The 24933-nt window shown below is 67.5% G+C and carries 22 protein-coding genes; 13 read left to right on the top strand and 9 right to left on the bottom strand.

Annotated features, from left to right (window positions below):
* Nucleotides 1-426 precede the first annotated feature (426 nt).
* The 3 genes from XarbCFBP7408_RS16675 to XarbCFBP7408_RS16665 form a co-directional block, all read right to left on the bottom strand.
* Complete coding sequence (locus XarbCFBP7408_RS16675) at nucleotides 427-1908, bottom strand: FAD-dependent oxidoreductase (protein WP_104563910.1); 1482 nt, start codon at nucleotides 1906-1908, stop codon at nucleotides 427-429.
* A gap of 127 nt (nucleotides 1909-2035) precedes the next feature.
* The gene (gene gltB / locus XarbCFBP7408_RS16670) at nucleotides 2036-6508 is read right to left on the bottom strand and encodes a glutamate synthase large subunit (protein ID WP_104563909.1); all 4473 of its coding nucleotides are present in this window, start codon (nucleotides 6506-6508) and stop codon (nucleotides 2036-2038) included.
* Nucleotides 6509-6710: 202 nt separating this feature from the next.
* Nucleotides 6711-7091 carry an I78 family peptidase inhibitor gene (locus XarbCFBP7408_RS16665; RefSeq protein ID WP_104563908.1) on the bottom strand — a complete coding sequence of 127 codons (381 nt, stop codon included), beginning with the start codon at nucleotides 7089-7091 and terminating at the stop codon, nucleotides 6711-6713.
* A 55-nt stretch (nucleotides 7092-7146) separates the two neighbouring features.
* Here XarbCFBP7408_RS16665 and XarbCFBP7408_RS16660 point away from each other — a divergent pair, with 55 nt between their 5' ends.
* On the top strand, nucleotides 7147-8418 hold the full coding sequence (locus tag XarbCFBP7408_RS16660; RefSeq protein WP_181106744.1) for a DNA topoisomerase IB: 1272 nt from the start codon (nucleotides 7147-7149) through the stop codon (nucleotides 8416-8418).
* A gap of 55 nt (nucleotides 8419-8473) precedes the next feature.
* On the opposite strand, the gene XarbCFBP7408_RS16655 is transcribed toward XarbCFBP7408_RS16660, so the two are convergent.
* Complete coding sequence (locus XarbCFBP7408_RS16655) at nucleotides 8474-8818, bottom strand: hypothetical protein (protein ID WP_104563906.1); 345 nt, start codon at nucleotides 8816-8818, stop codon at nucleotides 8474-8476.
* 480 nt (nucleotides 8819-9298) lie between these two features.
* On the opposite strand from XarbCFBP7408_RS16655, the gene XarbCFBP7408_RS16650 reads away from it, so the two are divergent.
* From XarbCFBP7408_RS16650 to XarbCFBP7408_RS16640, 3 genes are all read left to right on the top strand, one after another.
* On the top strand, nucleotides 9299-9685 hold the full coding sequence (locus XarbCFBP7408_RS16650; RefSeq protein WP_104563905.1) for a BlaI/MecI/CopY family transcriptional regulator: 387 nt from the start codon (nucleotides 9299-9301) through the stop codon (nucleotides 9683-9685).
* 2 nt (nucleotides 9686-9687) lie between these two features.
* On the top strand, nucleotides 9688-11511 hold the full coding sequence (locus XarbCFBP7408_RS16645; protein WP_104563904.1) for a M56 family metallopeptidase: 1824 nt from the start codon (nucleotides 9688-9690) through the stop codon (nucleotides 11509-11511).
* A gap of 211 nt (nucleotides 11512-11722) precedes the next feature.
* Nucleotides 11723-12853, top strand: a complete 1131-nt coding sequence (locus tag XarbCFBP7408_RS16640) for a saccharopine dehydrogenase NADP-binding domain-containing protein (protein ID WP_104563903.1) — start codon at nucleotides 11723-11725, stop codon at nucleotides 12851-12853.
* Nucleotides 12854-12887: 34 nt separating this feature from the next.
* Here the strand turns inward: XarbCFBP7408_RS16640 and XarbCFBP7408_RS16635 are convergent, their stop codons facing one another.
* Both XarbCFBP7408_RS16635 and XarbCFBP7408_RS16630 read right to left on the bottom strand, forming a co-directional pair.
* Nucleotides 12888-14396 carry a ribonuclease H-like domain-containing protein gene (locus XarbCFBP7408_RS16635; protein ID WP_104563902.1) on the bottom strand — a complete coding sequence of 503 codons (1509 nt, stop codon included), beginning with the start codon at nucleotides 14394-14396 and terminating at the stop codon, nucleotides 12888-12890.
* Nucleotides 14393-16888 carry a DEAD/DEAH box helicase gene (locus XarbCFBP7408_RS16630; RefSeq protein WP_181106740.1) on the bottom strand — a complete coding sequence of 832 codons (2496 nt, stop codon included), beginning with the start codon at nucleotides 16886-16888 and terminating at the stop codon, nucleotides 14393-14395. Before XarbCFBP7408_RS16630 ends, XarbCFBP7408_RS16635 begins: the two co-directional genes overlap by 4 nt.
* 174 nt (nucleotides 16889-17062) lie before the next feature.
* On the opposite strand from XarbCFBP7408_RS16630, the gene trhA reads away from it, so the two are divergent.
* Genes trhA through XarbCFBP7408_RS16615 form a run of 3 tightly spaced genes read left to right on the top strand, consistent with a single transcriptional unit; the run spans nucleotide 17063 to nucleotide 18325 of the window.
* Nucleotides 17063-17725, top strand: coding sequence for a PAQR family membrane homeostasis protein TrhA (gene trhA, locus XarbCFBP7408_RS16625; protein ID WP_104563901.1), 663 nt, complete (start codon nucleotides 17063-17065; stop codon nucleotides 17723-17725).
* Nucleotides 17726-17780: 55 nt separating this feature from the next.
* Nucleotides 17781-18038, top strand: coding sequence for a type II toxin-antitoxin system Phd/YefM family antitoxin (locus XarbCFBP7408_RS16620; RefSeq protein WP_104563900.1), 258 nt, complete (start codon nucleotides 17781-17783; stop codon nucleotides 18036-18038).
* The gene (locus XarbCFBP7408_RS16615) at nucleotides 18026-18325 is read left to right on the top strand and encodes a type II toxin-antitoxin system RelE/ParE family toxin (RefSeq protein ID WP_104563899.1); all 300 of its coding nucleotides are present in this window, start codon (nucleotides 18026-18028) and stop codon (nucleotides 18323-18325) included. Before XarbCFBP7408_RS16620 ends, XarbCFBP7408_RS16615 begins: the two co-directional genes overlap by 13 nt.
* A 78-nt stretch (nucleotides 18326-18403) precedes the next feature.
* Here XarbCFBP7408_RS16615 and XarbCFBP7408_RS16610 read toward each other — a convergent pair whose 3' ends face one another.
* Together XarbCFBP7408_RS16610 and XarbCFBP7408_RS16605 are read right to left on the bottom strand one after the other, a co-directional pair.
* Nucleotides 18404-18694: a hypothetical protein gene (locus XarbCFBP7408_RS16610; RefSeq protein WP_104563898.1), complete on the bottom strand. Its 291-nt coding sequence runs from the start codon at nucleotides 18692-18694 to the stop codon at nucleotides 18404-18406.
* A gap of 1 nt (nucleotide 18695) precedes the next feature.
* On the bottom strand, nucleotides 18696-19775 hold the full coding sequence (locus tag XarbCFBP7408_RS16605) for an ATP-grasp fold amidoligase family protein (RefSeq protein WP_104563897.1): 1080 nt from the start codon (nucleotides 19773-19775) through the stop codon (nucleotides 18696-18698).
* Nucleotides 19776-20301: 526 nt separating this feature from the next.
* Between XarbCFBP7408_RS16605 and XarbCFBP7408_RS16600 the strand changes: the two genes are divergently transcribed.
* Both XarbCFBP7408_RS16600 and XarbCFBP7408_RS16595 read left to right on the top strand, forming a co-directional pair.
* Nucleotides 20302-20973: a glutathione S-transferase family protein gene (locus XarbCFBP7408_RS16600; protein ID WP_104563896.1), complete on the top strand. Its 672-nt coding sequence runs from the start codon at nucleotides 20302-20304 to the stop codon at nucleotides 20971-20973.
* Nucleotides 20974-21073: 100 nt separating this feature from the next.
* Nucleotides 21074-21787: a hypothetical protein gene (locus XarbCFBP7408_RS16595; protein ID WP_258072165.1), complete on the top strand. Its 714-nt coding sequence runs from the start codon at nucleotides 21074-21076 to the stop codon at nucleotides 21785-21787.
* A 194-nt stretch (nucleotides 21788-21981) separates the two neighbouring features.
* On the opposite strand, the gene XarbCFBP7408_RS16590 is transcribed toward XarbCFBP7408_RS16595, so the two are convergent.
* The gene (locus XarbCFBP7408_RS16590) at nucleotides 21982-23163 is read right to left on the bottom strand and encodes an MFS transporter (RefSeq protein WP_181106742.1); all 1182 of its coding nucleotides are present in this window, start codon (nucleotides 23161-23163) and stop codon (nucleotides 21982-21984) included.
* Between the two features lie 205 nt (nucleotides 23164-23368).
* Between XarbCFBP7408_RS16590 and XarbCFBP7408_RS22985 the strand changes: the two genes are divergently transcribed.
* From XarbCFBP7408_RS22985 to XarbCFBP7408_RS22820, 4 genes are all read left to right on the top strand, one after another.
* Nucleotides 23369-23587, top strand: coding sequence for a glutathione S-transferase N-terminal domain-containing protein (locus XarbCFBP7408_RS22985; RefSeq protein WP_219820280.1), 219 nt, complete (start codon nucleotides 23369-23371; stop codon nucleotides 23585-23587).
* The gene (locus tag XarbCFBP7408_RS23220; RefSeq protein ID WP_258072164.1) at nucleotides 23584-23706 is read left to right on the top strand and encodes a hypothetical protein; all 123 of its coding nucleotides are present in this window, start codon (nucleotides 23584-23586) and stop codon (nucleotides 23704-23706) included. Before XarbCFBP7408_RS22985 ends, XarbCFBP7408_RS23220 begins: the two co-directional genes overlap by 4 nt.
* 63 nt (nucleotides 23707-23769) lie before the next feature.
* Entirely contained in the window at nucleotides 23770-24057 is a 288-nt protein-coding gene (locus tag XarbCFBP7408_RS22980; RefSeq protein WP_258072173.1) for a glutathione S-transferase domain-containing protein, read from the top strand.
* A 340-nt stretch (nucleotides 24058-24397) separates the two neighbouring features.
* On the top strand, nucleotides 24398-24541 hold the full coding sequence (locus tag XarbCFBP7408_RS22820; RefSeq protein WP_164741637.1) for a hypothetical protein: 144 nt from the start codon (nucleotides 24398-24400) through the stop codon (nucleotides 24539-24541).
* The last annotated feature ends 392 nt before the right edge of the window (nucleotides 24542-24933 follow it).

Genomic DNA, 24933 nt, shown 5'->3' with positions numbered 1-24933 from the left:
GCCTAATGGCGAGTTCTTCACGATCAACGAGGTCTCCCATAAGAGCACCAAACTCTCGCGAGGACTCGTCGTCCGGCATCCACTTGGTGCCGATGTACCGTGCCGAGTCGGCATCAATCTGTCGCCACTCGAGTTTGCTAAGTGATCCGCTTTTTTCTTGCCAGGGGTCTCGATAGTCATCGCCGTTGAATACGACCAAACAATCCACATCCTGCGGCTGTGCTATTTGCGCTATTGCGGCGCGAATAAATGCTTCTGAGCCGAATACAATCAGATCCGTATCCGATTGGTGAGTTGTACGATCGTTAGTGCGAGATCCGATTAGCCAGATCGAGTCTGGCGACGGTTGCAAGGAAGTCAGAGCGGAAATGAGCGCTACGGCCTGATCTGGTACCTGCAATCTCATATTTTGTGCACCTAAGACGGCTACGCAGCAGCCGGCTCCTTGACCTGCGCTTTCACCCCCAGCAGCTGCACGATGCTGCCTGCCGCGTCGCGGCCTTCGGCCACTGCGGTCACCACCAGGTCGGCACCGCGCACGCAGTCGCCGCCGGCGAACAGGCGCGGGTTGCTGGTCTGGTAGGGCAGGCGGCCGTTGTCGTCGGCCGGGGCGACGATGCGGCCGTTGCTGCCGGCTTCCACGCCCTGTGACGACAACCAGTCGGGCAGGCTGGGCGAGAAGCCGAAGGCGATGATCACCACGTCCGCTTCCAGCAGCGATTCGCTGCCTTCCACCGGTACCGCGTTGCGCCGCCCGCTGGCATCGGGCTCGCCGAGCCGGGTTTCCACCACGGTCACGCCGATCGCCTCGTCGTCGGCGCCGGATTCGATCGACAGCGGCTGGCGGTTGAACAAAAAGCGCACGCCTTCCTCGCGCGCGTTGGCGACCTCGCGTGCCGAACCCGGCATGCTGGCCTCGTCGCGCCGGTACGCGCAGGTGACCTTGGCCGCACCCAGGCGGATGGCGCTGCGCACGCAGTCCATGCCGGTGTCGCCGCCGCCCAGCACCACCACGCGCTTGCCGTTGAGATCGGGCAGCGCCATCTGGTCTTCCCAGCCGGCGATCGGCCGGCCGTGCGGGTCGTTGCCGCTGACGATGCGGCTGTTCTGCACCAGGAACGGCAATGCCGGCAACACGTTTTTCAGGTCCTGCCCGGGCAGCCCGCCATCGGTGTAGCGGTAGGCACCGGTGCCCAGGAACACCGCATCGAACTCGCCCAGCAGCTGCTCGATGCTGACGTCGCGGCCCACTTCCACGCCCAGGCGGAACTGCACGCCCATGCCTTCGAGGATCTCGCGGCGCTTGCCGATCACCGCCTTGTCCAGCTTGAAGCTGGGGATGCCGAACTGCAGCAGGCCGCCGATCTGCTCGTAGCGGTCGTAGACCACCGCCTCGATGCCGGCACGCACCAGGCGGTCCGCGCAGGACAGGCCGGCGGGGCCGGCGCCGATCACCGCCACCCGCCAGCCGCTCGGCTGCACGTTGCCCAGGTCCGGGCGCCAGCCCATCTTGAAGGCGGTATCGACGATGTATTTTTCCACCGCGCCGATGGTGACCGCGCCGAATTCCTCCAGCGTGCAGCTGCCCTCGCACAGGCGGTCCTGCGGACACACCCGCCCGCACACTTCCGGCAGCGGATTGGTGGAATGGCACAGCGTGGCGGCCTCGATGATGCGGTCTTCCTGCACCAGCTGCAGCCACTGCGGAATGGCGTTGTGCACCGGGCATTTCCAGCTGCAATACGGGTTACCGCAGTCCAGGCAACGGCCGGACTGGTACTGCGCGTCGGCCTTGTCGAACTTGCCGTACAACTCGCCCCAGTCGCCGGAGGTACGCAGCTCCACCGGAATGCGCGTGGGCATGGTCCGGGGCAGGTCGAGGAATTGGAAGGCTTGCTTGCGGCTCATAGAGAAATCCGTGGCTGATCCCCCTTCTCCCGCCTGCGGGAGAAGGTGCCCGAAGGGGCGGATGAGGGGCGGGCCAGTGCCCTCACCCCCAGCCCCTCTCCCGCATGCGGAAGAGGGGGGCAGAAACTTACGCGGCCCGGCGCAGCGACTCCGCCAGCGACTCGATGCTGGCGGCCTTGGGTTTGACCAGCCAGAACTTGCCGATGTAGTCGCGGAACTCGTCCAGGATCTGCTGCGCCCAGATGCTGCCGGTCAGCTCGCGGTGGCGGCTGATCAGGGTGTGCAGGTGCTGGCGATGGTTCTCGAAGCCCTCGGCGGAGACGCGGTGGATATCGATCAGCTCGTGGTTGTAGCGGTCCACGAAGTCGCGTTCGATATCCAGCACGTAGGCCAGGCCACCGGTGAAGCCGGCGCCGAAGTTCAGGCCGACCTTGCCCAGCACCAGCACCACGCCATCGGTCATGTATTCGCAGCAGTGGTCGCCGGCGCCTTCCACCACCGCCAGCGCGCCGGAGTTGCGCACCGCAAAGCGCTCGCCGGCGCGTCCGGCCGCGAACAGCTCGCCGCCGGTGGCGCCGTACAGGCAGGTGTTGCCGACGATCGGCGTGCTGCGCGCCTCGAAGCGGGCGCCACGCGGCGGACGCACCACCAGCCGGCCGCCGGCCATGCCCTTGCCGACGTAGTCGTTCGCCTCGCCTTCCAGCTCCAGCTGCAGGCCACCGGCGTTGAACGCGCCGAAGCTCTGCCCGGCGCTACCGCGGAAGCGCAGGTTCAACGGCGCATCGCTCATGCCGTGGTTGCCGTGCACGCGTGCGATGGCGCCGGACAGGCGCGCGCCGATCGAGCGGTCGGTGTTGTGGATCAGGAAGCGATGGTCGCCGCCGCGCTTGTGGGCGATCGCATCGGCGAGCAGGCCGTCCATCTGCGTGGCCAGGCTGTCGGGCGATTCGTACAGGCGCTGGGCGGCGCAGTGGCTGCCGTCGTAGCGCGCATGGGTGAGCAGGCGCGACAGATCGACCTTGACCCCGGCACGTGGCGAGACCTCCAGCTGTTCGAGCAGGTCGGTGCGGCCGACGATGTCGTCCAGCGAGCGCACGCCCAGGTAGGACAGCCACTGCCGCACTTCCTCGGCCAGCAGGCGGAAGAAATGCTCCACCCGCTCGGGCAGGCCGGTGAAGTAATTCGCACGCAGGCGCTCGTCCTGGGTGGCCACGCCGGTGGCGCAGTTGTTGAGGTGGCAGATGCGCAGGTACTTGCAGCCCAGCACGATCATCGGCGCGGTGCCGAAGCCGAAGCTGTCGGCGCCCAGCAGCGCGGCCTTGACCACGTCCAGGCCGGTCTTCAGGCCGCCGTCGGTCTGCAAAATGGTGCGGTCGCGCAGGTCGTTGGCCACCAGCGCCTGGTGCGACTCGGCCACGCCCAGTTCCCACGGCACGCCGGCATAGCGGATCGAGCTGACCGGGCTGGCCCCGGTGCCGCCGTCATGGCCGGACACGGTGATCAGGTCGGCGCCGGCCTTGACCACACCGGCGGCAATGGTGCCGACGCCGGCATGCGCCACCAGCTTCACCGACACCAGCGCGGTCGGGTTGACCTGCTTGAGGTCGTAGATCAGCTGGGCCAGGTCTTCGATGGAATAGATGTCGTGATGCGGCGGCGGGCTGATCAGGCCGATGCCGGGCTTGGCGTAACGCAGCCGCGCGATCAGTTCATTGACCTTGTGGCCGGGCAGCTGGCCGCCTTCGCCGGGCTTGGCGCCCTGGGCGACCTTGATCTGCAGCACTTCGGCGTTGACCAGATATTCCGGCGTCACACCGAAGCGGCCGGAGGCCACCTGCTTGATCTTGGAGCGCTTCTCGGTGCCGTAGCGGGCCGGGTCTTCGCCGCCTTCGCCGGAATTGCTGCGCCCGCCCAGGCGGTTCATCGCAATGGCCAGCGCTTCGTGCGCCTCGGGCGACAACGCGCCCAGGCTGATCGCGGCGGTATCGAAGCGACGCAGCACGTCTTCGGCCGGGGTCACCTCGTGCAGCGGGGTCGGGGTGTCGGCGCGCTTGAGCTGGACCAGGTCGCGCAGGGTGGAGGCCGGGCGCGCATGCACCGCGTCGACGTACTTCTGCCAGTCGCCGGCATCGCCGGTGCGGGTGGCGCGCTGCAGCGTCATGACCACGTCCGGGTTGTACATGTGGTACTCGCCGCCGTGCACGTACTTGAGCAGCCCGCCTACTTCCGGCTTGAGCTGGTCGTTCCAGGCGCGTGCGGTGAGCTCGCGTGCCTCGGTGTCCAGCCGCGGCAGGCCCACGCCGCCGATGCGCGCGGGCGTCTCGGCAAAGCACAGCTCCACCACGTCCGGGTCCAGCCCGACGATTTCGAACAACTGCGCGCCGCGGTAGCTGGCGATGGTGCAGATGCCCATCTTGGAGATGATCTTGGACAGGCCCTTGTAGATGCCCTTGCGGTAGCGGCGGCCGATCTGCGACTGCTCGCCGCCCTTGCTCAGCTGCAGGATGCCGCGCCGGCCCAGGTCGAACAGCGTCTGGTAGGCCAGGTACGGATACACGGCCGTGGCGCCGAAGCCGAGCAGGCAGGCCATGTGGTGCGCATCGCGCGCGGTGCCGGTTTCGATGATCAGGTTGACGTCGCAGCGCAGGCCCACCTTGCACAGGTGGTGATGCACCGCGCCGGTGGCCAGCAGCGCATGCGCCATCGGCCGGTCCGGGACCGGGTAGCGGTCGGACAGCAACAGCATGACGGCGCCGGCGCGTGCGGCCGCCTCCACTTCCTGGCAGATGCGTTCCAGCCCGGCCTTGAGGCCTTCCTCCACGCTGTAGGACAGGTCGATCAGGCGGTTGCGCTCGACGTACTGCTCCATCTTCAGCAGCTGGCGCAGCTTGCGCTGGCTGAGCACCGGCGAGTTGAGGATGACGTGGTTCACCGTCTCCGCACCGGCGTGGAAGATGTTGGTCTCCTTGCCGAGCTGGGTGGTGAGCGACATCGCGATGCCTTCGCGCAGCGGGTCGATCGGCGGGTTGGTGACCTGCGCGAAGGCCTGGCGGAAGTAGTCGTACAACGGCCGGGTCTGGCGGCTGAGCACCGCCATCGGGGTGTCGTCGCCCATCGAGCCGGTGGCTTCCTGCTCGGTCTCGGCCAGCGGGCGCAGGATCTGCTCCACTTCCTCGGTGCTGAGCTGGAACAGCTTGTGGTAGCTGCGCAGGGTCTGCTCGCTGAAGGGTTCTTCCACCAGCGAGGGGTCGATCAGTTCGGTCTGCAGATAGGTCACGCCCTGCTGCAGCCATTGCTTGTACGGCGCGCGCGCGCGGTTGATGCGGTCGATGGCGTCCGAGTCCAGCAGGTCGCCGCGCTTGAGATCGATCGCCATCATCTCGCCCGGGCCCAGCTTGCCCTTGCGGGTGATGCGCTCGGCCGGCAGCTCCCACACGCCGGCCTCGGAGGCCACCAGGAAATGGCGGTCGGAGGTCAGCATCCAGCGCGCCGGGCGCAGGCCGTTGCGGTCGAGCATGCAAGCGGCATAGCGGCTGTCGCAGGCGACGATGCCGGCCGGGCCGTCCCATGGCTCGGTGTTGAGGCCGTAGAACTCGTAGAACGCGGCCAGGTCGGCGTCCTTGAACTCCAGCGACTGGGTCGCCGGCGGCACCAGGATGCGCAGCGCCTGCAGCAGGTCCATGCCACCGGCGATCAGCAGCTCGAGCATGTTGTCCAGGCTCTGCGAATCGGAGCCGTGCATGGAGATCACCGGGTCGAACTCGGCGATGTCGAAGCGCGGGGTCTGCCACACCTTGCTGCGCGCCTGCGCCCAGCGCCGGTTGCCTTCGATGGTGTTGATCTCGCCGTTGTGGGCGAGCAGGCGGAACGGATGCGCCAGCGGCCAGCGCGGCAGCGTGTTGGTTGAAAAACGCTGGTGGAACACAATCGCGCTGGAGGACAGATCGCTGCGCTGCAGGTCCGGGTAGAACGTGCTCAGCTTGTCCGGCAGCACCATGCCCTTGTAGCTGATGCCGTTGGGCGAGAGCGTGGTGACGTAGAAGTTTTCCACCTCGCGCAGCGCCTGCTCGGCGCGGCGGCGCGCCAGGAACAGCGCCAGGGTGAAGCCGTCTTCGCTCTGTTCGGCACCGGCATCGACAAAGACCTGTTCGATGCGCGGCAAGGTGTCGCGGGCCAGCTGGCCGCACACGCTGTCATCGGTGGGCACCACGCGCCAGCCGCGGAACTGCACGCCAGCGCCGTGCAACTGGGTTTCCAGTTCGGTGCGACAGCGTGCGGCATCGGCTTTGTCCAGCGGCAGGAACACCACCCCGGCCGCGTAACGCGTGCCCAGGGGGATGCCGGCATCGCGCGCCAGCCCGCGCAGGAACGCATCGGGCTTGCGGATCAGCAGGCCGCAGCCATCGCCGGTGAGCCCGTCGGCGGCGACACCGCCACGGTGGGTCATGCGCGAGAGCGCCGCAATCGCAGTATCCACCAGCGAACGGGAAGGTTGGTCGTCCAACTGGGCGACCATGCCAAAACCACAGGCGTCGCGCTCATCGCGCGCGCTGTTGTAGAGACCGTGGTCGTTGAGCCCTTGGCGAGTGCGGGGGGCCATGTCTGCCTCTTTGCGATCTGGGAGAGCGGCGACGACATTGCAGCGCTCGATCCGTGGAGCGTTTCGAAGAGGTCACCGGATGATCGACTAGACCACAGTTGATGCGGTGCCGCAATACACCGTTACAGCTGCAACGAGGGCCGCTGCAATCCCTTGTGCCAGCAGGCTTGGCGCCGGTCTTGCGACAGGCGCCAGCATCGCATCAGCCGCAGCGCACCGAGGCGATCAGGTTCTTGGCGTCCACTTCCAGATTGAGCCGTTCGCCGTTGAACTCCATGGTGGTCATCTGGCCGGGTTTGAGCACACGCACCGACTTGGCGCCGGCGTCGCTGCGCGCCTGTTCGCCCACCGCATCGGTCAACGGCTGGCCCACCAGCGACTGCACCTGGGTGGCATCGCAGCTGCCGATCGGCGGCGCTTCCGGCGCTGCATCCGGTGCGGGCGCAGAGGCTTGCTCGGCCGCGTGCTGGGCATTGGCGGCAACGGCTTCCTGCTCATCGGGTTGCGGTTTGTTGCAGGCAGTCAATGCAGTCAGCACAACCAAGGTGCAAGCCAGGCGGGCAATAGGCAGGACAGCGCGCATCGATGACTCCAGCAAAGGGGGTACCCAAGCATAAGCACAAACGCGCACGACCGGCATCGCTTGCCCACACGGCGTTGTCATTGCGTTGACGCAGCCTAGTCTTGCCGCGCTTGACAATCGCGGCCAGTCCTCCGACCTGTGCGCAATGAAAGCCAAACGTGTTCTTCGCAATGCCGCAGTCACCGCCAGCACCGCCGGCAAGCTTGCAGCCGCGGCCACCGGCGCCGTCGTCGCCACGGCTGCGGTGGCCAGCGTGGCCGCAGTGGCACAGGCCAAGGCCACCGCGCGCGCGGCCGGACTGACCTACGTCAACGACCAACAGCCCGGTATCAGCCGCCGCAAGGCCGGCAAGAGCTTCAGTTACCGCGATGCCGACGGGCAACGCATCGGCGATGCCGAGACCTTGCAACGCATCCGTTCGCTGGCGATTCCGCCGGCCTACACCGAAGTCTGGATTTGCGCCAAGCCCAACGGCCACCTGCAGGCGACCGGGCGCGATGCGCGCCGGCGCAAGCAATACCGCTATCACGCCGATTGGGCGCAGGTGCGCGGCGAAGGCAAGTTCGAACGGGTGATCGCCTTCGGCACCGCGCTGCCCAAACTGCGGCGGCGCTTGCGTCGCGACCTGGTGCTGCCGGGCTTTCCGCGCGAAAAGGTGCTGGCAATCGTGGTGGCGTTGCTGGCCGATACGCTGGTGCGCGTGGGCAACGCCGAATATGCGCGCAGCAATCGGTCCTACGGGCTGACCACGTTGCGCAACCGGCACATGGAATTTTTGCGCGGCGGACGTGCGCGGTTGAAGTTCCGCGGCAAGAGTGGCCAGGATCACGATATCGAAGTGGACGACAAGCAACTGGTCAAGCTGATCCGCGAGTGCCAGCAATTGCCCGGACAATCGCTGTTCCAGTACCGCGATGACGACGGCCAGCTGCAGCCGGTGGATTCGGGCGAGGTCAACGACTACCTGCGCGAGGCGATGGGCGAGGATTTCACCGCCAAGGATTTCCGCACCTGGGGCGGCACGCTGGCGGCACTGCAACGTCTGGCACGCTTGCCGCTGCCCGAGTGCATCAGCGAACGCGCGCTGACCCAGGTGCAGAACGATGTCATCCGTGAAGTGGCCGATGCGCTGGGCAATACGCCCTCGGTGTGTCGCAAGGCGTATATCGACCCATGCGTATTCGAGGGCTGGCGCGCCGGTCAGTTGCAGGCCATGGCCACCGGCGTGCGCGGCGAGCGCCAATGGGAGGCGGCGACGCTGAAATTCCTGACCACCTCGCGCGCCAGGACCAGGACGCCGGCAAAGGCGGCGTCCAGACGCAGGTAGCGCGAGGACCGGGAATCGACAGCCGCAATGCTCTTCGATTCCCGATTCCCGATTTTCAGCCGCAGTAGATCGCGGTGATGTTGTTGTTCGGCCCGGTCTCGACGGTAAGGTGGTCGCCGCCGCTTTCGCTGGCGCCCTGGGCCGGGTCGGCCAGGCCGCTGGCGGTGCCGCCGCCGGTGGCGCGCTCGCCACGGCGCACGCTGACCTGCTGGCTGTCGCTGTCCACGCGCGCACGCTCGATGGTCTGCGCCGCCGCCGCCAGGCCGACTGCACCCCGCACCTTGTCGATATGGCACTGCCCGGAAATGGCCCCGTCGATGGGCTGCACCTGCACGACCTGGTTGGAGGCACAGGCCGAGAGCAACAACACGGCAGCGAGCGGAGCAAGGGTGCGGATCATCGGGGATCTCCAGCGGAAGAATGCCGCAAGCGTGAAGAAAGCGTTGTCGGCGTGGCATGAAGACCGCCCGCGCGCCCACGGCGGTGCCAGGGCGCGCCACGCCCTGACACCGTTGCATGGAGCGCAGGGCTGATCCTTCCTGCGTGATCAGGACTGCCAAGCCTCAGCGATTGCTTCGATTCTTGGACGACTCCGCTGCAGGTCCTCCGGTTATTCCATCAATGGCCGCGTCTTAACGCAGGGGACAGGCAGCGCGGCATCGGTGCGCCCAGACACGTGCGACAGCGCGCGCATACAGCGCGCCGCGGCACGCGCATTGCCGCGCCTCGTCTCGGCTCACGCGCCTCGGCGCCACATGCCGCGATGGGGGTGTAGCTGCATAGCCCTGCCTTCAGCAGACGCGCCCCCCTGCCATTCGACCTATTGACTACAGTTGTCGTCACGCTTACGGTAGCGACAACTGTAGTCAAGGAGAGCGGCATGCGTGGCAAGACCATCGGGGACCAGGAGCTGGCCCTGCTGCAACACATCGAAGAACAGCGACAGGCCAGCGTCGGCGAAGTGGCGGCCGCGTTCGGTGAGCCGCGCGGGCTGGCGCGCTCGACCGTGCTGACCATGATGGAGCGCCTGCGCGCCAAGGGCTTTCTGCGTCGCAAGCAGGTGGATGGCATGTACCGCTACAGCGCCACCAGCGGGCAGGACGCGGTGGTGCGCTCGGCTGTGGGGCAGTTCGTGGAAAAGACCTTGCAGGGCTCGGTGTCGCCGTTCGTGGCGTGGATGTCGCAGCGCGCCGAGGTCAGCGACAGCGAACTGGCCGAGCTCGAAGCCCTGGTCGCCAAGCTGCAGTCGCAGCGCAAGGAGGATTGAGCATGTCGCCGATGATCGAAGCCTTGCTGTGGAAACTGGGTGCCACCAGCGTGCAGACCGCCGTGCTGGCGTTGGCGGTGTGGGCGCTGTGCCGCAGCGTGCGGCGGCTGCGGGCCACCACGCAGACCTGGCTGTGGTGGCTGGTGGGAGTGCAGGCGGTGGTCGGCCTGCTGTGGAACGCGCCGCTGCAGTTGCCGGTGTTGCCCGCAACCACGCCCACGCCTGCCTTGATTGCCGGCGACAGCCTGGCGCCGATGGTGATGGCCACTGCCACTGCCACCGGCGCCAGCGCGGTCGCCAGTGCGGGTGCGGCAGGCGTGCTGCAGGGTGCAAGCGGTCCGTCCTGGGCGCTGTGGCTGGCTGCGTTGTGGGTTGCCGGCGTTGCCGTGATGGCGCTCGGCACCTTACGCGCCTACCGACGCAGCCGCGCCCTGGTACGCGCTGCCGCAGCGTGCACCGATCGTGCCCTGGTCGCCGCACTGCGCATGGCCGCAGAAGCGCATGGCCTGTCGCAGCCGCCGGAAATACGGCTGTCGCAGCAGATCGCCTCGCCGCAGTTGATCGGACCCTGGCGCCCGGTCTTGCTGCTGCCCGCCGCCCGCCTGCCGCACATGGCCGACGACGATCTGGATATGGCGCTGACCCACGAACTGATCCATCTGCGCCGGCGCGATCTGTGGTGGGGCTTGCTGCCGTCGCTGGCCCAGCACCTGTTCTTCTTCCACCCGCTGGTGCATCTGGCCGCGCGCGAATACGCCACTGCCCGCGAGGCCGCCTGTGATGCTGCGGTGGTCGCAGGCCACCGTCATTGCCGCCACGACTATGGCCGGCTGTTGCTGCAACTGGGCGTGGCACCGCGCCCGCACGGCGGCGTGGCCAGCGCCTCGCCGTCCTTCCTCAGCCTCAAACGGAGATTGCTCATGTTGCAGAACCCGACCTCGTTCCCGCGGCTTGGCGCGGCCCTGATCCTGGGCGCGGTGGCCATCACCGGCGTGCTGCCGCTGCGCCTGGTGGCGATGCCCGCCGCGCCGGCTGCCGCACCCGCCAAGCCACCTACCGGCCTGTCCAGCACCGTGGCACCGGCCGCCGCCGCCGCCGCCGCGCCGGCAACTGCGGCAGCGAACGCCGCACCGGCAAACGCCGCCGCAGCGACTGCAGCGGCGTCATCCACCAGCCAGACCTTCACCACCACCTCCACGCACGGCCAGATCAACCTGTCGCATGACCCCGACCGCGATGCCTACGTGCTGCTGCAGGGCAACGACAGCGTCATGCATGGCTCGGTGGACGATCTCAAGCATGTGCGTCGCCTGGCCGGCAAGGATGGCCAGCTGATGTGGTTCCGCAAGGATGGCAAGCAGTACGTCGTGCGCGATCTCGACACCTTCAAGCGCCTGAATGCGGCGTATGCGCCCATCACCAAATTGGGCCAGGCGCAGGGCGCGCTGGGCGAGCGCCAGGGCAAGCTCGGCGAACAGCAGGGCGAGTTGGGCGCGCAGATGGCCGAGCTGGGTGCGCGTGCTGCCGCCGCCGCGGCCAAGCACGTCAATGCATCCTTGCTCGACACCGATGCGCGTACACAACAGGCCGCCGAGCGTGCGGCGCGGGAGGCGGAACGCGCAGTACGCCAGGCCGAACTGGCCATGCAGCGCAGCGGCGCCGATCAGCGGATGCAGGCGCTGGCCAGGCAGCAGGCGGCGCTCGCCACCGAACAGGCAACCCTGTCCAGCCAGCAGGCCGCCGCCAGCGTGCGTGCCGACAAGGAAGCCCGGCGCATCATGCGCGAGGCGATCGCACAGGGGCTGGCCACGCAGATCGACGGCTGATCGCCGCAGGCCGCTGCGCGCGGAGACTGTGCAGCACGCGCAGACGGCGAGCAGCTGGCGCCATCTCGGCCGGAGGCAGTGACTGGCGTCAAACCGGCTCGGCGCCGCACGCGCCATGCAGGCACGCGCGGCGGGCGACACATAGCGCTGGTGACTTGGTGACGCCGCGGCTCGCCGATACTGTGCAACAGGCGCAGACGGCGAGCAGGCAATGACGTACCGGGTGGTGGTGTTGGGCGGCTTCGGGCATTTCGGCGCGCGCATCGTGCGGGCGCTGGCGGCGACGGCGCAACTGCAGGTGATCGCGGCCGGGCGGCATCCCGGCGATGTGGCGGCCAGGTGGCCGGATATCGCGCCCGGTCGCATCGCGTGCTGTCGCCTGGATATCGACGCAAGCGATTTTGCCGCGCAACTGGCGGCCACTGCCGCCGATGCGGTGGTGCATACCGCAGGCCCGTTCCAGGGCCAGGATTACGCCGTGGCGCACACCTGCCTGCAGGCCGGCATGCACTACATCGACCTGGCCGACGGCCGCGCGTTCGTGCGCGATTTCCCCGCGGCAATGGATGCAGTGGCAAGGCAAGCGCAGCGTGTGGCCATCAGCGGCGCCAGCACCCTGCCGGCGCTGTCGAGCGCGGTCATCGATGCCTTGCTGCCGCGTTTTTCCGCCTTGCATGGCATCCGCATGGTCATCGCGCCCGCGCAAGGCACACCGCTTGGCCTGGCCACCGTGCGTGCGGTGTTGTCGTACTGCGGCACGCCGTTTGCATGGCTGCATGAGGGCCGCTGGCAAACGGTGGTGGGTTGGGCCAGACCCACGCGCGTGCAGTTCGCCCGGCTCGCGCCGCGGCTTGCGTCGCCGTGCGATGTGCCCGATCACGATCTGCTGCCACAGCGCTATCCAGGCGTACAGAGCGTGCAGTTTCGCGCCGCGTTGGAGGTGCTATTCCTGCAGCGCTGCCTGGCCGGTGTCGCCCGGCTGCGTCAGCACGGCGTGCCATTGCCGATGACGCGCCTGGCCGAGGTGTTTGCACGCGCGGCACGCTGGTTTGACCGCTTCGGCACCGACCTCGGCGGCATGCGCGTGGAGCTGCGTGGCATGAGCCATCCCCAGGCTGGCGATCCCCGGCCGCTGCGACTGCAGTGGGACCTCACCGCTGCGATGCTGCACGGCCCGGAGATTCCCTGCTTCGCCGCCATCCTGCTGGTGCGCAAGCTTGCAGCAGGGCAGGCGTTACCGATCGGCGCGCATGCCTGCATGGGCTTGTTGACCCTGGCCGAATTCGAGCAGGAGTTTGCAGCATGGCAGATGGTGACCGAGCTGTTGGAAGTGCGTGTGTGAGTGCGGTTGTTCCACTGCCGATGACGGCCTGTTGTCAGCGCGTCTCCAGCATCGGAATCACGTCACGGTCCTGCGCTTCCACTGCCACCAGGCACTGCATCAGCAGCGACAAGGTCACCACGTCCTGGTGATTGTGCTCGGCCACGCGGCGCAGGTTGCGCGCGCTGCCGCCGCGCAGGTAGCTCAGCCAGGCGGCCGGCGCTTCGGAGCCGGGCAGGTCGTCCTCCCGCACCACGCGCAGCAGCTGCCGTTCGATGGTGGCCAGCTTGCAGTTCTCCCAGGTGCCGCGATAACGGCGCCGGGTGGGGAACAGCAGGTCCACATGGTCCAGTGCAGAGATCGGGTCGCCGCGGCGCGCCAGCCGGTAGCGCGTCTTCAACAACGGCGCGTCGTAGCAGCGGCCGTTGTAGCTGGACAGCACCGTGCGTGGCGTCAGCCAGGTGCGGAACAGATCCAGCATTGCGCTTTCGGCCGCCATCGTGGACATCATCAACTGACGTACGCGCAGGCCGCTGCCTTGCACGGCATCGACGTACCAATCGGCCACGCCGATCATGAAGGCGCGGGTACCGGTGCCACCGGCCAGGCCGGTGGTTTCGGTGTCGAAGAACAGCAGGTCCATCGGGTCCACCGCGTCCTCGCGCTTGGCGAACGCCAGCGACAGCGCCTGGCGCGGGATCGCCTGCGGCAGCAAGGCTTCGATCAGGTGCAGGCCGGGCGCGATCTCGTTGCCGGGCAGATGCCGGTCGGTGGACGCCGCGCGTACCGGCCCGTGCGCCGAGACCGCGCGCTCGCGCAGGCCGATCATCTTGCGCAGGCCGGCGATATCGGTGCGGCGCTGCGGTGGCGGGCTGGATGTGGCTGCAGCCGGTGTCGCGCGCGCAGCCGGCATGCGTGCTGCCGCAGCGGCCGCCCCACCTGCCGGGGTGTGGCGCACATCGTGGTCCACCCAGGCAAACGCCGAGCTATCGCGCGCAGGCGCTGCAGCAACCGGTGCCTGCAGGGCGCGGCGCGTCATGGCCGGTGCGCTGGGCGGGGTGCGCGGTGCGCCGGCCGCCTCTGCGCTGCCGGGCTGCGCGCTTCGCACAGCCGCCTCGTGCGGCAAAGCGCGTGACCCAGACGCCGCAGCACCCGGCGCAGGCTGGCGTTGCGCACGCGTGGGCATCACCGCATCGTCCTTGCGCGCCGTGGGCGTCAGCCCACCGACCTGGCGGCGTAGCAGGCGCAAACGTTCTGCGCTCACGCCAGGAGCGCTGCCAGGCATCGGTACTGCCGGCGCACGCATCGGCTGCGCCGCCGCAGGCATGTCACCTGCGGCGCGCGTGCGTGCATCCCCTGCCACAGCACCCGCACCGACTGCATCGCCCGAGGTACGCGCCACCACTGCCGCGCGCAGCGGGTGGGCATCGGCCTGCGCGTCGGCCACAGCGGAAACGTCCGCACCATCCACCGCAGCGCCATCTGCAAGCGCCGCCGGCGCACGCACATCCGCATGCCCGGCCTGACGCCGCAGCAAGCGCAGCCGGTCCGCACTCACGCTCATGCAAGCACGTCCAGCGCCAGGTCATCGTCCACCTGGGTGGCATGCCGCAACGGCGCATCCGCATCGAACAACAGCGCCAGCACCGTCAAGGCCAATGACTTGGGCGATTCGCCCTTGCCTTCCTCATGGGCGGCCAGCACCGGGCCCACGCAGGCCGGGCAGCCGGCGCTGCAGTCGCAACGCCGCACCAGCTCGTCGGCGCGCTGCAGCAGCTCGGCCTGGCGCAGCCACAGCGGCTCGCTCAGGCCCACCCCGCCGGGGAAGTTGTCGTACAAATACACCGTGGGTACGAAGGCCTGCTGCAACTCCACCGCGCCTTCTTCGCCCTCGTCCACGCCGCGCAGCTGCCCGCGCCCGGTCTGGTCGGCCACCGCAAACCAGGCGCCGTCGCCATTGCCCACCGCTTTTTGCAGGTCGCGCGCATCGGCCATCACCGCCACCGTGGCCACCACGTGCAGCGCGTAGGCCGCACCCAAAAAACCGTCCAGCGCATCCTGCTTGGAGGCGAACGCCTTGCCCAGCGTGGCCTGCGGCAGCTGCCACCACACCGCGGTGGTGTGCAGTTCCTGGTCGGGCAGATTGACCGGCCCGTAGCCGATGTTTTCATGCGTGTAATAGCGGATCTTCTTGTAGCCGGACACGCGCCGCACCACATGCACCTCGCCGTGATGCGAGTCGCCGCGCCCGGCCACGCCACCGTCGAAGCGGTCCAGCACCTTCAGCTTGGTGTAGTCGATGCTGTCGGTGTAGTAGTCCACATGCGTACGCGTGACATAGGCCTTGCGGCCTTCCCAGTCCAGCCGCTCCACCTGGTACGGCGTGCTCTGCACCATGTGGATGGCGCCTTCGTACAAGGTGAGCGCCGCGGCCGAATAATCCACCTCGGCGATGATCTGCTGCTTGCCGTCGCTCTTGTCCACCACCACGAAGTTGCCGTCGGCCACCGAGCGCAGGCTCACCGCATTGGCCGGGTAGCTATCGGCGATCCACTCCCAGCGGTCGCCTTCCTGGTGGATCACTTCGCTTTCGGCCAGCGCTTCCAGGAACACCAGCGGGTCGATCGGCCCGAACGGTTCGTTGGCAATGAACGGCAATTCGAACGCGGCGCAACGGATGTGATCGAACAGGATCAGCGGTTGGTCCGGCGCGGTGCGCGCGTGCTCGGGTGAGGCATCGGCAAAGAAATCCGGGTGCCGCACCACGTATTGGTCCAAGGGTTGCGAGCTGGCCACCAGCACGCCCAGCGCCGGTTGCTGGCGGCGCCCCGCACGGCCGAAACGCTGCCAGGTGGCCGCCACGCTGCCGGGGTAACCGTTGAGGATCACCACGTCCAGCGCGCCGATATCCACGCCCAGTTCCAGCGCCGAGGTGGAAATGATGCCGTCGATGGTGCCCGCCCGCATCGCACGCTCCACCTCGCGGCGCTCGGTGGGCAGGTAGCCGCCACGGTACGCGCGAATGCGTGGCGGCTTGCGCGGGTCGTGGTCGAAGATGTCTTTCAGGTATTTGGTCAGCACTTCCACCATCAAGCGCGTCTGCGCGAACACCAGCGTCTTCAGGCCGCTCTTGATCGCGATGCGCGCAATGCGGTTGCTCTGCGAGCGTGCCGATGCGCGCAGGCCCAAATCGGCATTGACCACCGGCGGGTTCCACAGCAGCACGTGCTTGTCGCCGGTGGGTGCGCCGGATTCGGTGATCGCATGCACCTGCTCTTCGATCAGGGCCTGCGCGTGCGCATGCGGGTTGCCGATGGTGGCCGAGCACAGGATGAACTGCGGGTTGGCGCCATAGAACGCGCAGATGCGCTTGAGCCGGCGCAGCACATTGGTGACGTGGCTGCCGAACACGCCGCGATAGGTGTGGATTTCGTCGATCACTACATAGCGCAGGTTCTCGAAGAACTGCGCCCACTTGGTGTGATGCGGCAGGATCGCCTGATGCAGCATGTCCGGGTTGCTCACCACGATGTCGCCATGCAAACGAATCGCCTGACGCGCATCGCCGGGCGTATCGCCATCGAAGGTGAAGGCCTTCACCCCCAGCTCGCCGGCGCGGTTCAATTCCAGCAACTCGGCCACCTGATCCTGCGCCAGCGCCTTGGTCGGGAACAGGTACAGCGCCTTGGCCCTGGCGCTCATCGCCGCGCTCACCACCGGCAACGTGTAGCACAGCGACTTGCCCGACGCGGTGGGCGTCACGATCGCCACATGTTCGCCGCGCTGGGTGGCCGCCCAGGCGTCGGCCTGGTGGCTGTAGAGCTGGCTGATGCCGCGCGCACGCAAGGCGTCGGCCAGCGCGGCCGGCACGTCGGCGGGAATCGGCGCATAACGGCCGTCGCGCCCGGGCAGGGTGAAGCTGCCGGTGATGCGGTCGTGGTAACGCCGTTCCAGGCGTTCGGTGAGCAGTGCGCCATCGCGGCTGGGCCGACCGTCGGTGGTGGCCAGCGCGCGTTCGGCGGTTTCGGTGCGGGGAGCGAGGGCAAACGGAGGCATACGGCGGCTCCCAAAGAGGGGCATGAGACAGGGGAGGTGTCTCAGGGTATGAGACCAGCGCCGAACCGGCGAGCCTGTGTCACTGAGCGGATTCAGCAAGCCGGGTATTCTGTCGCCCCCCGCCGCGTCACCGTGCCCTGCACGCCGTGGGCTCCCCCATCTCGAAGAACCCCCGTGCCCGTTGCCCCCAGCGTCACCGCTCCGCATTACAAGACCCGTTCCGCCCGACTTGCCGATGTGATCGTGCATGCCGCCGGCCTGTTCCTGGCCATCGTCGGCGGCGCCTGGATGGTCTGGCGCGCGCATGCCAACCAGACCATGCTGCTGGCCACCTGCGTCTACGCGCTGGGGCTGCTGGTGATGTTCGGCTGCTCGGCGGCCTACAACTTCGCCCCGCCGCAACGCCAGCCGATGCTGCGCAAGTTCGACCACGCCGGCATCTTCGTGATGATTGCCGGCTCCTACACCCCGTTCCTGCTGGTCGCCCTCGACGGCACCTGGCGCTGGGCGATGATCCTGGGCGTGTGGGGCGTGGCCTTGTTCGGCGTGTTCGCCAAGCTGTTCCTGCCCGGCATCGCCAAGGGCTTCTGGGTGGCGATCTACCTGCTGCTGGGCTGGGCCGGCATTGTGGTGATCAACCAGATGATTGCCGGCCTGGACAGCGCCGTGCTCTGGCTCATCGTGGCTGGCGGCGCGTTCTACACCGTGGGCGTGGCGTTCTACGTGCGCAAGGCGATGGTCTACAACCGCGCCATCTGGCACGCCCACGTGCTGGGCGGTGCGCTGTCGCACTGGTATGCCATCTGGTTGTGCCTGCAGCCGCTGGGCGGGGTGTAGCCTCGCCGGGCGCAGCCGGCTTGCCCTACCCGGAGTGATACTTTAGTGTCACTGTATGCGCACAGAACTCGTCACGACGCTCAAGCGGCAGGCCACCGAGCTCCTCGCAGATGTCGAGCGCGACAAGGAGCCGATCCTGATCACCCAGCATGGCCTGCCCAGCGCCTACCTAGTGGATGTCGCCAGCTATGAGCGCATGCAGCAGCGGATGCTGATCCTCGAAGGAATTGCCCGTGGTGAAATGGCCGTAGCGGAAGGCCGCAGCCTGAGCCACGAGCAAGCCAAGCAACGCCTGGCGCGATGGCTGAAATAGTCTGGTCGGAGCCGGCACTGGCCGACCTGGACGCGATTGCCGATTACATTGCACTTGAGGACGCTGCCGCCGCAGCGGCGCTGGTGAGACGGGTGTTTGCGCATGTCGAGCAATTGGCCGAGCACCCGGAGAGTGGAAGCCGGCCGCAGGAGCTCAAGCGCTCTCGCTATCGTCAGATCGTCGAGCCACCTTGCCGCGTGTTCTATCGTGTGGACGGGCAGCGCGTCGTGGTGGTTCACGTGATGCGGTCGGAGCGATTCTTTCGCAAGAATCGTCTTTCGCGCTGACAAGCGCGACCCTCTTTCCACCCGTCTCGCGTTGAACACGCATTGCTGCGCGCGCGCGCCCACACCCGTCTTCGTAGGTCACCGGCTGCAGCAGGCTGTCAGATGGATCGCGCAGGCGCTGGTGCTGTTCACGCCAACGCCATCGACCTCGCCCAGCAACAAAATCGTGCGAACGGTGCGCTGGCGCACGTCGGTGAGCGTACAGCCAGGCTGCTGCAGTGAAATGCCCGGCCTCCGGGCGCGCTGCGCGTTTTCCGCATCCGGCAGCAGCCGCGCGCGGTGGATGCGGATCGCTGCCAGCTCCGCGGCTGTCCTGTCTCTGCTCGATCGCGGCGCGCGCGGTCGGCAGCGCGTCACTGCCGCGCGCACTTCACGACGGCAGCCGCACGCGGATGCCGTCCGTGGCAAGGCACGCCGCCGCCGGTGCACGCTGCTGCACCCACATATTGCCCATGATCCGGTCCAGCCCGCGGTCCAGGCCGGTCACCAGCCCCGCACCGGGGGTAAAGGTCAGCTCGCCGAAATAGACCTGCCCGTGCTGGATATACCAGTCCACCCGCACGTAATCGAAGTCGCTTGCCAGCTGCTTGCTCAGCCCCAGCGCCTGTTCCAGCAGCGCCGGCGTGCACGGGGGCGCCCGCCCGTCGTCGCGGATGCGGTGGAAGGCCTCGTGCAGGTTGCCGACAAAGAAGGTCATGCCCAGCTTCGGCGTGTCGAAGCGCCCATAGATCACCTGCAGCACGTACTGAAAACTGCCGTCTACCTGCCGGAACATGTGGAACTTGTAGTCCACCGGCACCTGCTGCGCATCGCCGATGTACTGCTCCACCAGAATGCGCGGCGGAATATCGCGGTAATGGATCTCGCGCACCTTGTCGGAGAAGTCGGTGCGCAGCCATTGGTCGCAGCGCTCGATGATGCGGCGCTTTTGCTGCGCATCCGGCTCATCGCGCACCACCTCCACCATCGCCGCACCGTGGTTGGCCTTGATCACGGTCTGCCGCCACTGCGGCAGGCGCACCAGCTCCTGCGGGTCGGTGGTGTCCAGCAGCAGCGGGATCAGGTGCGCCTCGCCGATCCTGGCCGCCACATACGGGCGCACCGCAAACTTGTCTGCCAGCCGGCGGTACAGCGGGTAATCACCGTGCACGCACTTGCGGTAGAGCACCTTCTCGTTGAAGCAGGTGGGGTTGTACAGGTTGGGCAGCCGCCCGAAGGTATTCAGGAAATACAGCCGGTCCTGATGCCGCCACGGCAGTGTCCTGACCAGGCGGCGCGCGCCTTTGCGCAGCAGCCGTTTGAGGTTGGGGCTGTCTGGCTGCGGCACCGGTGCCGGCGACAAACGTACCGGCCGGTTGTCGGTAAACGGGGTTTCCAACGCAGGCAACAGCGTGGCCCAGCCCCGCCCGGCACTGCCTGGCGCGCCCAGCGGCTGCGCCTGCAGCCCCATTCTGTGATCGGTCATGACAGCTCCCTCTTCCGGTCGATAAGTGCGGTGTGCGTCACATTAAAATGTGACGGAACGCACGGTATATCTAATGGGTGAGACGAGGGTGGCAAAACGTCCCAACCGGCCCGATGACGCAAAGAAACCGGCGCTTACGCCTAATCGGGCCGGTTCGGGCCGGTCGTCGGCAGCAAGGGCGGCGCCGCGCAGCAACCGGCACGGCAAGGCGCGCTGCCCGGTGGCAGTGGAATGCAGGGGCTGTCCGGCAAAGCAGGCGCATCGGGCAGGGCCGCACGCGCAGGCAGCGGCCGCTTGCAGGCGCGGCAACAGAAGGTGGGTCTTTCACCGGGTAGCAGGCGGCTCCTACACGGCCGTGCATGGACCAGGCGCGGCCCGACCAAGGCGGCCCGTTCGCCAGAGGTGACAGGCCGCGCCGCCCGGCAACGCAGGGGCCGGCCCCCCCATGGCGCCGGCCCATCGCAGGCGTACCCTACGGCCTCAGCCGCCGACCACAGGGAGCCTGGCCACCATGACGATCACCATCACCGCCTTCGAGCGCTCGCCCGATGGTGGCCAAGGCCTGGTGCGCGACACCCGCCTGCGCTGGGCGCTGGAAGAAGTGGGCCAACCGTACGAAGTGCGCCTGCTGCCGTTCCGCGCGCTCAAGCAACCGGCGCACCTGGCCATCCACCCGTTCGGCCAGATTCCCACCTTCGAGCACGGCGAGCTGGCGCTTTTCGAAACCGGCGCCATCGTGCTGCACATCGCCCAGCGCTACCCCGGCCTGCTGCCGCACGACGACAACGCCCGCGCCCGCGCCATCGCCTGGATGTTTGCCGCACTCAACACCGTCGAGCCGCCCATGCTGGAGCTGGGCAACGCCCTGCTGCTGGAAGCCGACAAACCCTGGATGGCAGAGCGCCTGCCGCTGTTGCACAAGCGCATCCAGCGCCGCCTGCAGCACCTGGGCGACTCCCTGGGCAGCAACCCCTGGCTGGAAGGCGAGTTCAGTGCCGGCGACCTGCTCATGATCTCGGTGCTCATCCGCATCAAGCTCACCGGCCTGCTGGATGGATTTGCCAACCTGCAGGACTATGTCACCCGCGGCGAACAGCGCCCCGCCTATCAACGCGCATTTGCCGCGCAGTGGGCCATCAATGGCGATGGCACTGCGCCACCAGTGCGCCCAGACCGGCCTTGACCACGGCGCCACTGCGCGCCAAGGTGCGCCAGCCCCCAGCAATGCACGACCAACGCGGTGGCGCCGCGCCTTGCGCTACCGCACACACACGGAGAGTGAGATGACACCAACCCGCAGCATGTGCATGGCACTGTTTGCCGCCGTCCTGGCTGGCCGCACAAACGCGCAGCACCACGCCCAGGCTGATGCGGCGCCCACCACCCAACCGCCACGCAGCGATGCCTCCACGGCCGGTGGCAGCGCCGCACCGGGCAAGGCAACGCCAGCAGCCGGCAACCGTGCAGCCAGCACCGCTGCCGGCATAACGCCCTACCTGTGCGAGCGCGGCGTCAACGCCTGCGCCAGCAGTGGGCCACTGGTGGCCGACACGCAGGCAGAAGCGCGCTGGCTGCTGGCCCACGGCTACCCCTCGCAGACCGAAGCTGCCCGCCTGGGCGGCATGGACCTGGCCCAGCTAAACGCCGAATCGCAGGCAGGCAACCAGGCGGCAACAGTGCGCTACGGCGTCAAGACAGCGCTGAGTGGCCGCTTCGCTCAGGGCCTGGCCATCCTGAGCAACGCCGCAGCCAGCGGAAACCTCTATGCGTATTACGGCCTGTCCGAGGTCTACGCCGGCCATACCCCGCACACCAATCGCGTGGATAGCGCGGCCTACCTGCGGCTGGCGTACCTGCTGGGCGACCGCAAGGCGTCCACTGCGCTTGCAGCGCAGGGCTTGAGCGGCGTCGAACATATCGCCGTAGACGAGCGCGCCGCCTCGCTGTACCAAACCTACGCCAAGAACCGGCCACCGTCTCCACGGCCGTTTGAATAACCTAGTGCCTCGTCAGGCACGTCCCGGATGTCGGCTGCCCGGCAAACCCACATCGCAGCGCGCCGATGCGCGGCCTTCAACGCATGCGCTCGCCAAACACCGGCCCGCCGAGTGCTTCACGGGCGCCGGCCCGGCTGCATTGATGCCTTGCCACCTGCCACACTCAACCTGGGGCACATGCTGTCAGCCGAGCATCATGCCGATGCCTCAGGCCGCCTGCGCCACAGTGGCATCAGCGCCAGTAGCCCAAGCAGCGGGCCGGGCAGCAGCACCCACGCAACGTGCAGCCCCAGCGTCTCCATCAGCCGTGTGGTCAGGCCGATCGCCACCACCGTGATCGCAAAGCCGATCGCGTTCTGTATCGACAGGGCACTGCCCACGATCGCAGGCGGGCAGGCGCGTGCGGCCAATGCCGAAAACTGCGGCGAGTCCGCCACCACGCTGGCGCCCCACACCAGCATCAGCGCCAACCCCGCGTAAGCCGACAAGGCCCCCACCCACGGCAACGCCAGGCAACACAGTGCCGACACCAGCAACGCCAACGCCGCCACCCGCGCGCTGCCGATGCGTGCACTCAACTGCCCGCCCAGTACGCAGCCCACCGCTCCGGCGGCAATCACCGCAAACGCCAGTGCGGCCGTACTCACCCCAAGCGCCTGCGCCAACCCTGCGCGCGCGATCAGCAGCGGCGTCAGCGTCCACAGCGCATACAACTCCCACATATGGCCGAAGTAGCCAAAGGCGGCCGCACGGAAGTCCTTCAATGCAAACGCCTGCAACACCGCGCCGAATGCCAGCCTGCCGCCAGCACCTTGCGGCGCGGACGCGCCGTGCCCCAGGCGCAGGATCATCAACGCTGCAATCACCGCCAGTGTCGATGCCACCACCATCGGCGTCTGCCACGGCATTGCGCCGCCCAGCGCCTTGATACCCTGCGGTAACGCCGTGCCCAGCGTCAGCATGCCCACCAGCCACGCCAGTGCCTTGCCCGCATGCTGCGGCGCCCACTGCACCACCAGCTTCATCCCGATCGGGTAGACGCCCGCCAGGCTCAGCCCCACCGCAAAGCGCCACACCATCCCAGTGGTCACATCGCTGGCAAACACCGCAAAGCCCAGGTTGCACGCCGCACCCGCAAATGCACAGCCGGCAAAGATGCGGCTGGCCGCAAACCGGTCTGCCAAGCCGCTGAGCGCCAAGCCCAACGTGCCCAGGATAAAACCCACCTGCGTGGCCATGGTCAGCAAACCGATCGCCGATGTACCCACGCCCCACTGCCGCATCAAGTCGTCGGCCGCGCTATTGGCGGAAAACCATAACGAGGTACCCAGCAGCTGCGCCACGATGATCGCCACCAGTGCAGCGCGGGGTCGCATGGAGGCTGGCTCGGCAAGCGTCATGGCATACGCCTCGTGGCTGCAGGGCGCAGTCTCCACAGCGGATGCGGCGCCGAAGGTGGGCAATGTCCAGGGCCTGTAGAGCGGTGGCGTGGGATCTGCCGGCCGCGTCAGGCACCGGGGCGGCATCACCGTCATCAACCTTGGACTGTAGACCCCAATGCTACTCGAGTGGGAAGCCCGCATGCCCAACACCCTCACCCTGATCAGCCACCCGCTGTGCCCGTTCGTGCAACGCGCCGCCATCGTGCTGCTGGAACACGCGGTTGCCTTCGAGCGCGTGGATATCGACCTGCACGCCAAGCCGGACTGGTTCCTGGCCCTGTCGCCCACCGGCAAGGTGCCGCTGCTGCGCATCGGCCAGCCGGACGGCAGCGTGCCACCCTGTTCGAGAGCGTGGTGATCTGCGACCACCTCGACGAGACCAGCGGCAGCACCAGCCTGTACCCGCGCGACCCGCTGCAACGTGCGCAGCACCGCGCCTGGATCGAGTTTGCCGCGCCCACGGTTGCCGACGCCTAGCAGTTCCTCAATGCCAGCGACCAGGCCAGCGCCGACACCGCCAGCGCCGCCTTCCGCGGCAAGCTGCAAACGCTCGAGCAGGCGCTGGGCCAGGGCCCGTATTTCGCCGGCCCCACGTTCGGCATGGTCGATGTGGTGTTCGCCCCGCTGCTGCGCTACTTCGGCCTGCTGCCCGCCGGTGTCTGTGCACCCATCTTTGAAGGGCTGCCGCGCATCGGCGCCTGGCGCGCCGCCCTGGCCGCCCGGCCCAGCGTCATCGGCGCGGTGGGGCAGGACTACGCCAGCCGCTTCCAGCAGCATCTGCACAGGCAGCGCGCCCTGCTGGCAGAGGCGGTGTGTGTGCCGGCGTAAGCAGCCAACGGCTCCATGAAGGATTGGCCGCAATCGCATGCCTGCCCAACCAACTGACCTCATTGCTACGGGCTTGCACCGTAGTAGTCAGGGAGAAACAGCCGGCCTTGCGCCGGTTTTTTCATTTCAGGCAAGCACAAGTGGCAACGCCAAGGACGCGGGTCCGTCGTAATGGACGGCTAACCCGTATTACGGATGTCTGCGGAAGACACTGACAAGCGCTTGAAGCTGATGGTCTTGCAGTATCTGCCGCATCGCGCGCTGTAACCAGACTTGTGCGGCCAACTTAATCGGCCTAGCGTCGCCTGGCCGCCATTCCGGTGGCGAGGAGGTCACACGCATGGCGACCAACGAGAAAACCGGCCCGAAAGCGGCCAAGGCTGCAAGCAAGGTCTTGCGTAGCGGCAACACCGGCAAGGATTCAAAAACAGCGGCCGCGTCCGCTTTGAGTCAAGCACCGGACAAGAAAAGCAAAAAGAAGTAAGCGAGCGCTGCAGTAAATGAGTAGAGGCGTTGGCACAACGGCCGGCGTCTCTAGTCATGCAATTTAGTGCGTGCAATCACAGCGGATGACACCGCTGAGACAAAATGTCGGGTACCCCGCTGACAAAGCCACTACATAACGGTAGTGTGCAAGTTGGAACGGGGGTTTCATGCATGGGATGCAAACGGGGAAGTACCGGGCTTACGGCTTTGCGGTCACTACCATGGCCGCTCGGGTTCGCTGTGGGCGCTGGTGCTTTTTTCGTTATCCGTACCGGCGCGCCATCGCTACTGTCGCACCTAACAGGCTGCTGAAATACCAGCCGCGACGCGAGGCGCAACCAGCGGAATTTTCCAGTACATGTCAGAAGTGGCGAACAATTGACCATGCAG

Origin of the sequence: Xanthomonas arboricola pv. guizotiae (genome assembly GCF_002940205.1) — a bacterium.
GTDB lineage: Bacteria > Pseudomonadota > Gammaproteobacteria > Xanthomonadales > Xanthomonadaceae > Xanthomonas > Xanthomonas arboricola_C.
Note: the sequence above shows the minus strand (reverse complement) of the source record. Positions and strands in the feature narration are given on the sequence as shown.

Excerpts from the sequence above, each read along its gene's own strand:
- XarbCFBP7408_RS16675 (WP_104563910.1), bottom strand. The coding sequence starts at position 1,908 with ATGAGCCGCAAGCAAGCCTTCCAATTCCTCGACCTGCCCCGGACCATG.
- gltB (WP_104563909.1), bottom strand. The coding sequence starts at position 6,508 with ATGGCCCCCCGCACTCGCCAAGGGCTCAACGACCACGGTCTCTACAAC.
- XarbCFBP7408_RS16665 (WP_104563908.1), bottom strand. The coding sequence starts at position 7,091 with ATGCGCGCTGTCCTGCCTATTGCCCGCCTGGCTTGCACCTTGGTTGTG.
- XarbCFBP7408_RS16655 (WP_104563906.1), bottom strand. The coding sequence starts at position 8,818 with ATGATCCGCACCCTTGCTCCGCTCGCTGCCGTGTTGTTGCTCTCGGCC.
- XarbCFBP7408_RS16650 (WP_104563905.1), top strand. The coding sequence starts at position 9,299 with ATGCGTGGCAAGACCATCGGGGACCAGGAGCTGGCCCTGCTGCAACAC.
- XarbCFBP7408_RS16645 (WP_104563904.1), top strand. The coding sequence starts at position 9,688 with ATGTCGCCGATGATCGAAGCCTTGCTGTGGAAACTGGGTGCCACCAGC.
- XarbCFBP7408_RS16640 (WP_104563903.1), top strand. The coding sequence starts at position 11,723 with ATGACGTACCGGGTGGTGGTGTTGGGCGGCTTCGGGCATTTCGGCGCG.
- XarbCFBP7408_RS16635 (WP_104563902.1), bottom strand. The coding sequence starts at position 14,396 with ATGAGCGTGAGTGCGGACCGGCTGCGCTTGCTGCGGCGTCAGGCCGGG.
- XarbCFBP7408_RS16630 (WP_181106740.1), bottom strand. The coding sequence starts at position 16,888 with ATGCCTCCGTTTGCCCTCGCTCCCCGCACCGAAACCGCCGAACGCGCG.
- XarbCFBP7408_RS16620 (WP_104563900.1), top strand. The coding sequence starts at position 17,781 with ATGCGCACAGAACTCGTCACGACGCTCAAGCGGCAGGCCACCGAGCTC.
- XarbCFBP7408_RS16615 (WP_104563899.1), top strand. The coding sequence starts at position 18,026 with ATGGCTGAAATAGTCTGGTCGGAGCCGGCACTGGCCGACCTGGACGCG.
- XarbCFBP7408_RS16605 (WP_104563897.1), bottom strand. The coding sequence starts at position 19,775 with ATGGGGCTGCAGGCGCAGCCGCTGGGCGCGCCAGGCAGTGCCGGGCGG.
- XarbCFBP7408_RS16600 (WP_104563896.1), top strand. The coding sequence starts at position 20,302 with ATGACGATCACCATCACCGCCTTCGAGCGCTCGCCCGATGGTGGCCAA.
- XarbCFBP7408_RS16595 (WP_258072165.1), top strand. The coding sequence starts at position 21,074 with ATGACACCAACCCGCAGCATGTGCATGGCACTGTTTGCCGCCGTCCTG.
- XarbCFBP7408_RS16590 (WP_181106742.1), bottom strand. The coding sequence starts at position 23,163 with ATGCGACCCCGCGCTGCACTGGTGGCGATCATCGTGGCGCAGCTGCTG.
- XarbCFBP7408_RS22985 (WP_219820280.1), top strand. The coding sequence starts at position 23,369 with ATGCCCAACACCCTCACCCTGATCAGCCACCCGCTGTGCCCGTTCGTG.
- XarbCFBP7408_RS22820 (WP_164741637.1), top strand. The coding sequence starts at position 24,398 with ATGGCGACCAACGAGAAAACCGGCCCGAAAGCGGCCAAGGCTGCAAGC.